This is a genomic window from Nostoc sp. 'Peltigera membranacea cyanobiont' 232 (genome assembly GCF_002245985.1).
Taxonomy (GTDB): Bacteria; Cyanobacteriota; Cyanobacteriia; order Cyanobacteriales; family Nostocaceae; genus Nostoc.
On sequence record NZ_NOLK01000193.1, the window covers coordinates 1 to 13,812 of the forward strand.

General features: G+C 43.2%; 13 protein-coding genes. 7 read left to right on the plus strand and 6 right to left on the minus strand.

Annotation, left to right across the window (positions count from 1 at the left end; genetic code table 11):
- Window positions 1-131 precede the first annotated feature (131 nt).
- On the minus strand, window positions 132-1,166 hold the full coding sequence (gene pdhA / locus CDG79_RS35105; RefSeq protein WP_094346225.1) for a pyruvate dehydrogenase (acetyl-transferring) E1 component subunit alpha: 1,035 nt from the start codon (window positions 1,164-1,166) through the stop codon (window positions 132-134).
- Window positions 1,167-1,934: 768 nt separating this feature from the next.
- Between pdhA and CDG79_RS35110 the strand changes: the two genes are divergently transcribed.
- The gene (locus tag CDG79_RS35110) at window positions 1,935-4,241 is read left to right on the plus strand and encodes an IMS domain-containing protein (protein WP_094346226.1); all 2,307 of its coding nucleotides are present in this window, start codon (window positions 1,935-1,937) and stop codon (window positions 4,239-4,241) included.
- A gap of 16 nt (window positions 4,242-4,257) precedes the next feature.
- Here CDG79_RS35110 and dhaL read toward each other — a convergent pair whose 3' ends face one another.
- The 4 genes from dhaL to CDG79_RS35130 all read right to left on the minus strand — a co-directional run bounded on the left by dhaL (window position 4,258) and on the right by CDG79_RS35130 (window position 7,705).
- Entirely contained in the window at window positions 4,258-4,887 is a 630-nt protein-coding gene (dhaL, locus tag CDG79_RS35115) for a dihydroxyacetone kinase subunit DhaL (protein WP_094346227.1), read from the minus strand.
- 16 nt (window positions 4,888-4,903) lie between these two features.
- Entirely contained in the window at window positions 4,904-5,977 is a 1,074-nt protein-coding gene (gene dhaK, locus CDG79_RS35120; protein WP_094346228.1) for a dihydroxyacetone kinase subunit DhaK, read from the minus strand.
- Window positions 5,978-6,013: 36 nt separating this feature from the next.
- Window positions 6,014-6,382, minus strand: coding sequence for a hypothetical protein (locus CDG79_RS35125; protein ID WP_094346229.1), 369 nt, complete (start codon window positions 6,380-6,382; stop codon window positions 6,014-6,016).
- A 447-nt stretch (window positions 6,383-6,829) separates the two neighbouring features.
- Window positions 6,830-7,705, minus strand: a complete 876-nt coding sequence (locus CDG79_RS35130; protein ID WP_094346230.1) for an MBL fold metallo-hydrolase — start codon at window positions 7,703-7,705, stop codon at window positions 6,830-6,832.
- 414 nt (window positions 7,706-8,119) lie between these two features.
- Between CDG79_RS35130 and CDG79_RS35135 the strand changes: the two genes are divergently transcribed.
- The 5 genes from CDG79_RS35135 to CDG79_RS44405 are packed head-to-tail and all read left to right on the plus strand — an operon-like array spanning window position 8,120 to window position 12,473.
- The gene (locus CDG79_RS35135) at window positions 8,120-8,986 is read left to right on the plus strand and encodes a CHAT domain-containing protein (protein WP_094346231.1); all 867 of its coding nucleotides are present in this window, start codon (window positions 8,120-8,122) and stop codon (window positions 8,984-8,986) included.
- 43 nt (window positions 8,987-9,029) lie between these two features.
- On the plus strand, window positions 9,030-10,010 hold the full coding sequence (locus CDG79_RS41680; protein WP_143855670.1) for a hypothetical protein: 981 nt from the start codon (window positions 9,030-9,032) through the stop codon (window positions 10,008-10,010).
- The gene (locus CDG79_RS35140; RefSeq protein ID WP_094346232.1) at window positions 9,995-10,531 is read left to right on the plus strand and encodes an AAA family ATPase; all 537 of its coding nucleotides are present in this window, start codon (window positions 9,995-9,997) and stop codon (window positions 10,529-10,531) included. Before CDG79_RS41680 ends, CDG79_RS35140 begins: the two co-directional genes overlap by 16 nt.
- A complete protein-coding gene (locus CDG79_RS35145; protein ID WP_094346233.1) occupies window positions 10,528-10,716 on the plus strand; it encodes a hypothetical protein in 189 nt (62 codons plus the stop codon). The genes CDG79_RS35140 and CDG79_RS35145 overlap by 4 nt, the downstream gene beginning before the upstream one ends.
- 32 nt (window positions 10,717-10,748) lie before the next feature.
- On the plus strand, window positions 10,749-12,473 hold the full coding sequence (locus CDG79_RS44405) for an AAA-like domain-containing protein (RefSeq protein ID WP_223278528.1): 1,725 nt from the start codon (window positions 10,749-10,751) through the stop codon (window positions 12,471-12,473).
- Between the two features lie 215 nt (window positions 12,474-12,688).
- On the opposite strand, the gene CDG79_RS35155 is transcribed toward CDG79_RS44405, so the two are convergent.
- On the minus strand, window positions 12,689-13,642 hold the full coding sequence (locus tag CDG79_RS35155) for a heme o synthase (RefSeq protein WP_094346234.1): 954 nt from the start codon (window positions 13,640-13,642) through the stop codon (window positions 12,689-12,691).
- Between CDG79_RS35155 and CDG79_RS44410 the strand changes: the two genes are divergently transcribed.
- A partial coding sequence (locus tag CDG79_RS44410; RefSeq protein ID WP_223278529.1) for a hypothetical protein occupies window positions 13,616-13,812 on the plus strand: 197 nt, incomplete at its 3' end. The two genes, CDG79_RS35155 and CDG79_RS44410, sit on opposite strands and share 27 nt — an antisense overlap.

A 13,812-nucleotide genomic window follows, 5' to 3' on the forward strand; every position in this document is an offset into this window, starting at 1 on the left:
GGCCTGGGAAAGAGTTATTTTAATCCCTAATCCCTAATCCCTAATCCCTAATCCCTAATCCCTAATCCCTAATCCCTAATCCCTAATCCCTAATCCCTAATCCCTAATCCCCAATCCCCAGTCCCCAGAATTTACTCGTCTTCTGCAAACACGAAACGATATAACTCACTGGGGTCTGGTTCAGGGCTGCTTTCAGCGAATTTAACCGCTTCGTCGATTACATCCTGAATTTTCCGGTCAATGGCTTTGATTTCTCCCTCATCTGCCAGATTTTGCTCTACCAAATAAGCTGCTAACTTCTTAATTGGGTCACGGGCGAACCAAAATTCTTTCTCTGCCTTGCTTCGCATTTCATCTGGATCTGCCAAGGAGTGACCCCGGAAGCGGTAGGTAAGCGCCTCAATTAATGTTGGGCCTTCACCTGCGCGGGCACGAGCTACAGCTTCTTGGGCCACGGCTCGGACTGCTAATACATCCATGCCATCTACTTCCACGCCCACCATGTTAAACACACTGGCTTTTTTATAAATCTCTGGCTGGGAAGTAGCTCGTTCGTGAGACATCCCAATAGCCCACTTATTATTTTCGACTACAAACAGAATTGGCAGTTTCCATAGGGCTGCCATATTTAGCGTCTCGAAAAACTGACCATTGTTGGCTGCACCGTCACCAAAAAAGCAAGCCGTCACTTGGTCAGCATTTTTATCTCCCAGCACTTCGCGGCGATATTTGCTTTGAAAAGCCGCCCCAGCTGCTACAGGAATTCCCTCAGCCACAAAAGCATAGCCACCCAGCAAGCGATGTTCGGCAGAAAACATGTGCATGGAACCACCGCGCCCTTTGCTGCAACCTGTGGCTTTGCCAAATAATTCTGCCATTACCTCTCTTGCTGGTACTCCCGCACTCAAAGCATGAACGTGGTCGCGGTAAGTACTACAAACGTAATCTTCACCTGGTCGCATTGACTGTACAACACCAGTACAAACAGCTTCTTGACCGTTGTACAAATGGACAAAACCAAACATTTTGCCCCTGTAGTACATTTCAGCGCACTTGTCTTCAAACAAGCGCCCTAATACCATGTCCTCATACAACCATAATCCTTCTTCTTTAGTAATGCGCGTATTAGCAGGATTAAATGTGGGTAAAGTACGCTCTTGAACCATTATTTTTGAGTATCCCTGTTGTACAACTTAAAGTTACGGTCTTAAATAAGTTGGTCTGATAACACCTCAGCTTTTAACAGGCTAGCGTTTGTAAGACTCAACAATCAAACTTTATTTATGCACCAAAAAAGGGTCTTAGGGAATAGCTGAATTTTTAATTTTTGATTTTTAACTTTTCAGCCCATGCCCCGTGAGGATTTGACTTTAACGACAATATATGTTGCTTTAAGTTGTTCTCTCTCACTTTTCCCCTTCATAGACTAGCAATCAAGATCGACTGCTTTCTGCATATCCACTAACAATTTAAAAAAAAGGACGCAAAAATCTATATACCCAAATAGGTAATTGTAATTAAAGGTTAATTATGATATCATCTTGTTCTCTTGTTATCAGGGTCAATTCCCAATAGTAGTATTTTTGTTACTGCATACTGGGAAAGTACCGAAAAAATCAATCATCAATAGATTCTAGGAACCACAACATTTATGCCGTGATTAAAAGGGGTAGTTGTGGTTTGTGGTATCGAAGGCTGATAATAGTCTGTGTTAAACAAAAATACTAAGAATTAAGACAAACAATTGAGGCTTTCTAGGCGAAAGCAAAAAATTAGTACTAAAATGTGACTCAAAATTTCGGGAAGGTACAAAACAAGTTGTTGCGATATACACTTGTAGAGTAAATTCTATACGGCATTATTATGGCACGGTTTTACAGGCCTGGAAAGCTCTAGGTGACATTATGTTGATCGCGGTGCAGGGGAAGTAGGCTGTGCGAATTCCGCTAGATTACTACCGAATTTTAGGACTACCGTTGGCGGCAAGTGAAGAACAATTGCGACAGGCATACAGCGATCGCATTGTACAATTGCCACGACGTGAGTATTCTCAGGCAGCAATTTCTTCTCGTAAACAACTCATAGAAGAAGCTTACGTGGTTTTATCAGATCCAAAACAACGCAGTACCTACGATCAGCTTTATCTTGCCCACGCCTATGACCCTGATAACCTTGCTGCTGCCGCAGTAGCGCTGGAAAATCGTCCAGAAAGCACTAAAAGGGGTATTGACACTCAAAGTCTGGGTATCGAAATTACCCAAGACGAATTAGTTGGTGCTTTATTAATTTTGCAAGAGTTGGGGGAATATGAACTTGTCCTAAAACTAGGTCGTCCGTACCTGGTAAATAAAAATGGTGCTACAACTGCAAGAAAGAGCAGTAATTTAGCAGACGAAGAAATTTATGAAAATGCAGAACATCCCGATGTTATTCTCACTGTTGCCCTTGCTTGTTTAGAATTAGGTCGCGAACAGTGGCAGCAAGGTCACTACGAAAATGCTGCCATATCCCTAGAAACTGGGCAAGAACTGCTAGTACGCGAAGGGTTGTTCTCTAGTGTCCAGGCGGAAATTCAGGCGGATCTTTACAAATTGCGACCATATCGAATTTTGGAGTTGTTGGCATTACCTCAAGAAAAGACTGCCGAACGCAGTCAAGGCTTGGAATTATTGCAAAATCTCCTAGAAGATCGTGGTGGCATTGATGGCACAAACAATGATGACTCTGGCTTAAACATAGATGACTTTCTGCGATTTATCCAGCAGTTACGCAACCACTTAACAGTCGCAGAACAGCACAAGTTATTTGAAGCCCAAAGCAAACGTTCTTCTGCTGTTGCCACTTACTTAGCTGTTTATGCATTGATAGCACGGGGATTTGCTCAACGGCAACCTGCTTTAATTCGTCAAGCAAGGCAAATGCTTCTGCGTCTGGGTAAGCGCCAAGATGTCCATTTAGAACAGTCGTTATGTGCGTTACTTTTGGGACAAACTGAAGAAGCAACTCGGGTTTTAGAACTTAGTCAGGAGTACGAGGCTTTAGCTTTTATTCGGGAAAAATCTCAAGACTCTCCAGATTTATTACCTGGGCTGTGTCTATATGCCGAACAGTGGTTGCAAAACGAAGTATTTCCCCATTTCCGAGATTTAGCAAACCAGCAAGCTTTCCTAAAAGATTACTTTGCTAACCAACAAGTGCAAGCTTATTTAGAAGCACTGCCAAATGATGCAGAAACAACTAATGAATGGGCTGTAATTAACCCCCAGTCTTTTCCTCGGTCTAAGACAAATAATCCTCATTTCCAAAACAATTCAACTAGGAATTCAGGGCAATCTAATCACAGCAGAACACCTAACTCAGATTTACCAGAAACACCAATAAAAGAAATACCTGAATATCCAAACTTCTCACCGCCTCTGTGGAATTCATCTGAAAGTGTAAAATCAGAGGTTCCTGCTGCTGAACGGGTGAGTAGAGGCACTAATCAGCATTTGAACGGTTCAGCTAAAAGTGCCGCGCCCAGTCATAATCAAAAGCGCAGAAGGAGAAAACCGACTCCATCTGCGAGCCGAGAGCGTGTACCAGATAATCGTCCTCATGCTCGTCGTCCCCGACGGCGGCGAACTTTTGCGAACACCATAGAAGGAAAAACACGGCTCGTATGGAGAGTGTTTATTTCTTTGGTAAGTATATTAGTTTTTTGGGTGTTAGCCACAACAACTTTTGGATGGTTAAAAAATCTGTTTTTTCCTCCACTCTCTCCAAATTATCCACAGTTGTTTATAGAGATAAATCAACCAGCAGTATCTATTCCTGATGCAAATAGCAAACCAGAATCACAAGAAGGCCCTTTAACAAAGCCGACGGCAGAGGAAGTTATTGGGACTTGGTTATCTACCAAAGCCGCAGCTTTAGGGCCAAATCATGAGATTAATAATTTAGACCAGATTTTAACAGGTTCAGCTTTGTCTCAATGGCGGCTGATTGCTCAACAGGATAGGTCAGACAACCGCTACCGCAAGTACAGCCATAGTTTAAAAGTGGAATCTGTCGAGAAAATTGATTTATTTGCAGATCGGGCAGCAGTGGAAGCTACGGTAAAGGAAGTGACGCAGTTATATGAAAATGGTCAGTTTAAAAACTCTTCTAATGATAATTTGCGAGTTAGGTATGATTTGATTCGAGAACGGGCTAAGTGGCGTATTCAGAGTACATCTGTCGTGAATCAAATAACCAGATAAGTTGGAAAAAATAGTATTACCTATAACTATCCAATACCCCTAGTAAACTTTTCAACATCAAATAAGCAGAAGTCCCTCCTGGATCGGGATGTCCGATACTTCGTTCCCCCAGATAGCTAGCCCGTCCCTTCCTCGCTTGCATTGGTATAGTTTCTCGCAACCCCTTTTGGGCTGCTACTACAGCCTGTTGCATCGCTTCCAGCGTTCCCTCTCCTACAGCCTGCCTAAAAGCGTCTACAGATGGAGACAGTACATCCACCATTGTTTTATCTCCTAGTTGAGCTTTGCCACGTTGCAGCACGCCGTCTAAGCCTGCCTGGAGTAGCTCTAACACATCTTGTGCTGTTAATTCTTGCTTATCTGCTACTGCTGTACTGGCTCGTAAAAACCAAGTGCCATAAAGAGGGCCACTGGCACCGCCAATGGAAGAAATCAAGGTCATACTGACAGTTTTGAGAATGTTGCTGATGTCCTTGTCTGTAAGAGTTGGTAACTGGGCACTTACCTTTTTGAAGCCGCGATCCATATTGATACCGTGGTCAGCATCTCCGATCGCAGCATCTAATTCTGTCAAATAGGCTTTATTCTCCTCTATCTCGGTTGCATAAGCCTCTAACCATTGCAATATCTGCGCTTGAGTTACCATAATAATTCGTAATTAGTTAAATTCCCCAGCACCAACTTGCTGTTTTTACTGGTGCATCCCATAAACGGATCGTTTCATCATCTAATTTCAACAGGGTAATGGAGCAACCTTGCATTTCTAGAGATGTGATGTAAGGGCCTATCAAGTTTCGCACAATTTGTAATCCTTGCTGTTCGCAGATTTGGGCGAGTTTGCGGTAAACAATATACAGTTCAGAAATCGGGGTTCCACCCATACTATTGACAAAAGCTAATAAGCGATCGCCTTTGGCAAATGGGAGATTTGTTAGTTCTACATCTACCCATTCTCCTTTGTCTTCATCCCACTCGCGCAGTGTGCGGCTGTATGCTGCATCTTCAAGGAGCGATCGCGTTAAAATTTCGGTAATCTCGTCTACTGATTTGATTACTGTACGTTCTATTCCAGGTTCACCGTGGATACCGATACCTAATTCGATTTCGCGATCGCTCAATTCAAATGTTGGCGTTCCATTAGCGGGCACTGTACAAGATGTTAGAGCAATTCCCATACTCCGCCCATTCAGATTTACTCGGCGACATAAATTTGCTATTTGTGGCAAATCATACCCAGCCTCAGCCGCAGCCCCACAAATTTTTTCCGCCAGGATTGTTGTTCCCACACCCCGCCGTCCTTGGGTATAGAGACTATCCTTAACTGCCACGTCGTCATCAATTAAAATATTTAGCGATCGGATACCCTCACCACGGGCTAACTCCGTTGCCATTTCAAAGTTCATCACATCGCCACTGTAATTTTTGACGATATAAAGGATACCACAGCCTCCATCTACTCGTTTGGCTGCTTCTAGCATTTGGTCAGGAGTAGGTGAAGTGAAAACCTCACCAGGACAAGCTGCATCAAGCATTCCTTTGCCTACGAAGCCAGCGTGCATTGGTTCATGTCCACTGCCACCACCAGAAATAATTGCTACTTTACCCTTTATAGGTGCATCGGCTCGATAGACAAAAGCGGGATCGTAGTTCAGTTTAATTAAATCGGAATGAGCCGCCGCCATACCTTCTAGACTTTCCCGCACAAAGTCTTCTGGCTTGTTGATCAGCTTTTTCATAATCCGTGTCTGGGTAAAAGGGTGCTAAAACTCAGGTTATAGCGCTTCTGGTTTGTATGCAATCAATATATAGCGGTTCTCAGTTGAGTGCAGTACAGATTTAACTCCCAACCCCTTCCCTAAATTTGTTATTTCGGCGAACTCATTTGTTATTTCGGCGTACCCATTTGTTATTTCGGCGAACTCATTTGTTATTTCGGCGAACTCATTTGTTATTTCGGCGAACTCATTTGTTATTTCGGCGAACTCATTTGTTATTTCGGCGTACCCATTTGTTATTTCGGCATACTCATTTGTTATTTCGGCGTACCCATTTGTTATTTCGGCGTACCCATTTGTTATTTCGGCATACCCATTTGTTATTTCGGCATACCCATTTGTTATTTCGGCGTGTCCATAACGCACCCTACGAAACTACTAGAAGAGTTGAAACCTATACTGGTAATACTTGTGTGTACACCGTAACCTAAAAGGAGAGAGACTTTGAATTTTCCCCCTTCCCGCGTCGGGAAGGGGGTTAGGGGTAGGCTGTTGACTCTGCGCCTTTTTAGGAGTTAAAAATCATGCAAAATATGTGTAGTCATTGCGAGAAGTTGATTGATTGTGTCAACAAATAATATCTAGGTTAAAAATCATGCAAAATATGTGTAGTCATTGCGAGCAAAGCGAAGCAATCGCAAAGTCTCTGGGATTGCTTCGCTTTGCTCGCAATGACAAAAAAGAGATTTTGCGCTCCCACAAAAATAGCATGAACCAAAAACCGTCAAATCTTACCAAAGTCAACAGCCTAGGTTAGGGGGTTTGGTTCTTCGTGGGCTTTTTCAGATGACCAAATAATTATGAATTATTCGGTCAATCCAAAGATTCCATTAACTCAATACACTTGTGCATCTGCTGGCGCATGGTTTCCCGATCGGCATGAAACCTTCGCCCATGACCTGGTAGTACCCACTCAAAAGAGTAATTAGCCAAGTTACGCATCGATTTAGTCTGTTCTGACCAAGAATACCAGCAGAAACCGTGGAAGGCAGCTAGTTGTTGCAAGCTTTCTGACCAAGCCAGATGATCGCCTGTGAACAGAAATTTATTTTGATAAAGTAGAACAGTTTGCCCTTTGGTGTGACCGGGAACTGGGATAATTAATAAATCTGGAGTCAAGGTAAATGGTTCAGAACCAGTTAGCTGTATTTCAACATTGCGAGTATCCGCAGTAATATCATCAGTATGAAGGATGCGATCGCACTGGAAATGCTCGGCAAACTTTTGATGATCTGCCACATCATCCTTATGAGTTAGGTACATATAACGAATTGGCCCCAGTTCTTCTAAACGCTTGACTAAAGGTGGCGTAAACCGGGGAGAATCCACCAAAATGTTACCTTCTGGAAGTTGAATTAAATAGCTAGCAGCACCGTAAGATTTTTCAGAATGATAGCCGCAGTGGTAAACATTTTCTGCTATTAATATTGGAAACTGTTGTTGAGCAACTTTGATATCTTTTGGTTTTTCAACTGTGCCAATGGAACTGGTAGGACAAGCTAAAAGTGCTTCCAGCGCTGCTAATCTTTCCGCCTCATTCGATGGTTGATGATAAACAGCCGATTGATCGTCAACATCATAAAATACTTCAGGAGCCATCCAGCGACAGGTATCACAATCAATACAGGTAGTATCTACATAAAAATCGCCGTTGACATTTTGAGAGCGACGCTGATTTAAATGAGCCATATTAATCCTTTTGCCTCCACGCGCTTGCTGGGGAGCGATAAACTCTATATGACTAACCTAGCAAAAGTAAGTTGAGACTGTAGCCGCCACTAGAAGTAAATCTGCTCAAAAATCTCAAGACTCGTGAAACCCAGTCAGCAGAAAATGGGAAAACTTAATAGACACCATCTGCTTATTCCCAAATATGCTTTACTGTTCTAATTCCAGTTGTTCAAATCCTTTTAACCCTGATGACAAATTGTTTATCTCCTGGAAACTAGATTAATTATTTGGTTGTTTTCTAAGTATTTCTCAATTTAAAGGCCAGATTTTTCTGTTTTTAATTAGGAACAGCCGCAAAAGTGCAACAATTATGGTCTTGACTTATGTAAAAATGAACTTAGTCAAAAATCATACTCTGGGTTGCTCATCTAAATGAGTAGTAATGGTCAAATCAAAATTCTGTTTCTGGCAGCAGATCCCAGTGATGCTGCACGATTACGCTTGGGGCAAGAGTTGCGTGATATTCGTGAGAGACTACAACTAGCAAAAGAGCGAGATAGATTTATTCTAGACTCCCGTGAATCTGTACGTCCGGGAGATATCAGCCAAGCAATATTCGATGTTGAGCCGCAGATTTTGCATTTTTCTGGACATAGAACCAGTACAGGTGAGCTTTGTTTTGAAGATTTACTCGGAAAATACCAACCTGTACAACCCGATGCTCTAGCGGCGTTATTTGAACTAGTAGCCGATCAAATAAATTGTGTGGTGTTGAATGCTTGCTATTCCGAAGCTCAAGCAAAAGCGATCGCAGAACATATTCCTTTTGTGATTGGGATGAATAAAGCAATTGGAGATCAGGCCGCGATCGCTTTTGCTGTTGGTTTTTACAAAGCATTGGCAGCAAGGCGGACAATAGATCAGGCTTACAAGTTCGGTTGTGTCGAAATTAGATTGCAAGGCATTGCAGAACATTTGACTCCAGTTCTGTATACCAAACAAAACTCAGTGTCTCCAGTCTCAGAGGTACAGCAGATAGACTCGAACAAATCAACTGGAGTACCAAATGCACAGTCAACTAGTTTAAATCTGGGGCAAAGGCAGCGAACTTTACAGGAAATCGAAAGCCTCCAGCAACAGTATGATTTATTAAGTCAGAAATTGAGCCGCCTACGATTGGATTTAGTGATAGAATCTGGCACTGTCGTCAAGTTTCAGTTAGAAAAGCAGATTCAAAATGTTGAAGCTGAAAGAACACAACTTACTCAACGGATTGAGCAGCTAGAAAACAGTCTGTAATAAAAATAGTAATATCTCAATAATTGGGTATTAAAACTCACAGATGTCTTCAGTTCGGCATTTACAGCAAAAACGGGAAGAACTTCAACAACACTACGATGCGTTTAGCGAGAAGATCGGGTTGTTGCGGAATCAACACGCCATTGAAGCGGGGGCTTCAGTAGCTTTTCAGCTAGACAAGGAGATTAAACGGGTTGAAGGAGAGCGCGATCGCCTCCTGAAGCAGATTCAGATTATTGAGAGGTCTTGCAAGAGTGAGCCAATACACAGTGAACTGTTTCGCCTCAACTACATAGCACAGGTACAGTTATTCCGAGAATTTATTACAGAAAAACGTATAGGAGCTTTCTTAGTTCATGGCTCCCCAGAATATGGTCAAATCTGGTTACTGAAGCGTTTGTTACAGAAAATTCCTGAAAGTACGGTGACTCCCCCAATCACATTTTATCTCTCACGCCGGACACTTAGGACTGATATTGCTGCCCTATGGAGAGAATTGGGTCGTCGGATTGGAGTACAAGATTTTTCATCCCATGAGGAGATTGCCAGGAATGTAGTAGCTCAATTAAAAACCCAACATATCATCCTAGTGTTTCACGATCTCGATTGCATCGATGAAACCTATCTGCACGAATTAATTAATGATTTTTGGTTGCCCCTGGTAAACTCAACCCCACAGACAATTTGCTCAAGCAACGAATTTTTTCTACTGATGTTTTTGCTTGACCAAGATGGTTGTGTCAACACTTGGAATCTTGGATTTGCAGATCGGCTCGATCTGGTATGGAAACCCCATATTCCCATTAGGCTACCGATGATTGACCCTTTATCTGAGGAAGTCTTGGTTAACTGGATGGAAAATGCAATTGATATTCTACCAATCCAGATGACTAAAAAAATTAACTATACCGTTCAGGTGATTCTAGAGAAGAGTGAAGGCATTCCAGAGCGTGTGTTTGCTGAAATTTTTGGTTTGTGTGGCTGTAAGTGGCAGGAGGAAGAAACTCGGTGGTTAGAACTTTAGACGGAAAGCGGCTGAAATACATAGGTAAGGTTCAACCCCAGCTAGGAGAGCAAGACCCGGAGACGGGGCAAATCTTGTACCCCTACCTGCCGAGTGAGAAATTAGTAGAGGCTGTGAATTTAGCGATCGCCCTCGAACGCCCCTTACTATTGAAGGGAGAACCAGGATGCGGCAAGACAAAATTGGCTCGTGCTGTGGCTTATGAGTTGGGTTTACCTTATGAAGCTTGGTACATCAAATCTACCAGTCGAGCGCGGGATGGTCTTTACACCTATGATGCCGTTGGCAGATTGCGGGATGCTCAACTTGCTGCTTCTAAAATAGATGAAGAAGCCGCAGTCCAGGCAAAAAATGCTGATGCCTACGTAGAGTGGGGGCCGTTAGGACGTGCCTTTCGCAACGAGCAGCCAACTGTGGTTCTGATTGATGAAATAGATAAAGCTGACATTGACTTTCCTAACGATCTGCTGTTAGAGCTTGATGAGCAAAGGTTTGAAGTCACAGAAGTAAAACAAAGTTGAAACAGCGATCGCGTTATATTGCATGGCTGAATCCAATGGCAACAGAGCGCTGGTTTGGCACAACCGCAGGAGAAATTGCGCATTTAGTGCCGATGTTTGAAGTTAGCCGACAGGGTTTTGATGGTGCGATCGATGTCTTGCGGGGTCGGGGAATCAATGCACAATTAAGACACGGGCTGTACTAAATCTAACTGGGAGTATTTTAAGGGTAGAGAGCATGAAGCCAGAAGTCGCTAGTGGTCGAATTGAGTCCTTTGGTCAACGCTTCGGGGAAGCACACCTCTATTTGGCTTATCATGCTGCTTTTCCGTTAGCCCTCACTCCAGATTTACTTTACCGACTATGGGCGAATTTTCAACGAGATATTTACAAGCAAGAGTTGAAAATACCCTGGCTGGCTGTTGCGGATCTGCTGCTTTCTAGTCTTTGTGATGAAGTGGGACATGAACTCTACGAGATGGATACAGCAGTGCGAAATTCGCTGTTGAAAGAATTGAAAGAGAATCGCCGTTTTGGCGAAAAGCGAATTAATGAATTGTCGGATTTTTTGCTTACCTATGTGCGGCAGCAACTTGAGAGCTACGACCCGGATATTCGTGATTTTGCTCAGGCTCAGAGGTGGATAGCGTTAGCTTACACGCGACCTAGCGAGGCAGCGCGTGAATTAGCATTAACTCTTTCCAAGTTGAAATTGGAGGAGAAAGCAGAGTGGGTTCGTATGGCATCGCTGGTGGAGACTTTTGCAGAGCCACTAGCAGAATTTGCGCCCCTAATGACTTATGTTCGCGGAATGGCTAGCTTGGCTCGTGGCAATCCTACAAAAGCAGTGGATGAGTTAAGTCAAGTTATTAGACAGCAACAAAAAATAGAAGTTGCGGGAGTTAACTTACCTGTTCCTAGACTGCTAATCAGACAAGCAGTTGTTCTAGAACTGCCAGAAGGACAGGTGGATTTGGCTTCGGCGTTTTATATCGAGCGTCCGCCTATTGAAGCAACCTGTTACGAAAAGATTCTCCAACCAGGTGCCTTAATTCGGCTCAAAGCGCCCCGACAAATGGGTAAAACCTCACTCATGGCGCGGATTCTTCATCAAGCGTCACAACAAGATTATCTAACCGTGCCTTTAAGCTTTCAATTGGCAGATGAAAAGGTTTTTGCAGATTTGGATAAGTTCCTTCAGTGGTTTTGTGCCAGTGTAGGACGCAGGTTGAGGCTACCCAACAAATTAGCAGATTACTGGGATGTGATTTTTAGCAGTAAGGATAACTGCACCGCTTATTTTGAAGAGTATCTTCTGCCAGAAATCAACCAACCCCTAGCATTGGGATTGGATGAAGTTGATCGTATATTTCAACATCCCGAAATTGCAGCAGACTTTTTTGGGCTGTTACGCGCTTGGCATGAAGATGCTAAAAACCGGGATATTTGGAAAAAACTGCGGTTGGTAGTAGTGCATTCCACAGAAGTTTATATTTCAATGAATATTAATCAATCACCCTTTAATGTAGGCTTATCAATTGAGTTACCAGAGTTTAACGCCCAACAGATTCTTGATTTGGCACGAAGGGATGGACTCAATTGGAGTTTTACCCAAGTTGAACAACTAATGGCAATGGTGGGAGGACATCCCTATCTTGTACGAGTAGCACTTTATCACATTGCCAAACAGGATACTACGCTCAATGTGCTTTTGCAAACAGCTCCCACAGACGCTGGCCCTTATAGCGACCATTTACGTCGGCATTTGTGGAATTTAGAACAGCGTCCAGAATTAGCTGCTGCTATTAAAAAGGTAGTTGCCAATACTAGCCCAGTTCGGTTGGATTCGATACAATGCTTTAAATTACTCAGCATGGGATTAGTGAAGTTTCAGGGCAATGAGGTGATACCTCTGTGTAACATATACCGTCAGTATTTCTCCGATAAATTTAGGAAATCCTGAACTTCTGATAAAACATCAAAGATTATAAAGATTATCGATTAAAAGCAATAGAGTAGAGACAGTTAGTTGTTTGATAAATTTTCTTAGAGCTTAATTTGTATATTTGTTTACAAATGCATCAAGTTCTAAATAATTAATAAAAAATTTTGAATCTTGAATCTTTTAAAATGCGATCGCGCCCCTTTACCAAACGCGATCGCTAAATTTTCCATCCCCTATCCAATAAAATGCAGATGATTACTCACCGCACTAATTAAATTATGGGTAAGGGGAAGACTATCAACTACCATCCCCAGACACAACAGCATCATGTAGGAGATGGAATAGAGAAACAACTCTTTGGCTACAGCGCGATCCTCTGGATTTTGCAATAAGCGCCAAGATTTGTGGATAAATAATCCTCCCAGACTTACAGCGATCGCAGCATAAAGAATTCCACTCGCGCCCAAAGGATAAAACAATAGCACGGTTGCAACTACGGTTAACAGCGTATAGTACCAAATCTGCCGCACTGTTGCTGTATCACCTTCAATTACAGGTAGCATTGGTATCCCAACCTTTGCGTAATCATCCCGAATCATCAGAGCTAACGCCCAGAAATGGGGTGGTGTCCACAAGAAGACGATGCCAAAAATTAACCATGCTGACCAGCTTAAAGTACCCGTGACGGCAGCCCAACCCACTAACGCCGGAATTGCCCCAGAGGCTCCACCAACAACGATATTCTGCGTGGTGTGGCGTTTCAGCCAGTGGGTATAGACCAAAATATAAAAGACGATGCCAGAGAAAGCTAGCAGGGCGGCTAACAGATTGGCAAATACTGCTAGGAGTGTAAAGGAAAGCGTTGCGAGTGCGATCGCAAAAATTAGAGCATCGCGCGGCTGAACCTTACCAGATGGCATCGGACGATGGCGCGTCCGCTCCATGTCATAATCAATATCGCGATCGTAGATACAGTTAATTGTCTGGGCGCTTGCAGCAGCCAAAGTGCCACCAGTGAGAGTTACTAGCAACAGCAATGGATCAACTTCTCCCTTAGCAGCAATCCACATACTCCCAGCCGTGGTAATCAAAAGCAACGGAATAATCCGAGGCTTCGTTAGCTGGTAATAACTTTGAACTACCTGGAAGAATGTTTGGTGGTGGCGAGAGACATTAGTCTCAATCATTTTGGCTCTGGTTCCTTATTTTTCAACAACTTATATACAGCCCATGCTCAAGCTGGCTCTTTTAGACAAACGAAAACACAGATTTTCTGCACCTGCGTAGGTCGCAATACTCGCCGTTGCGTCCTTCATCGTTTAGTGGGGAGTGGGGAAAGAGGCAGAGGGACAAGGGG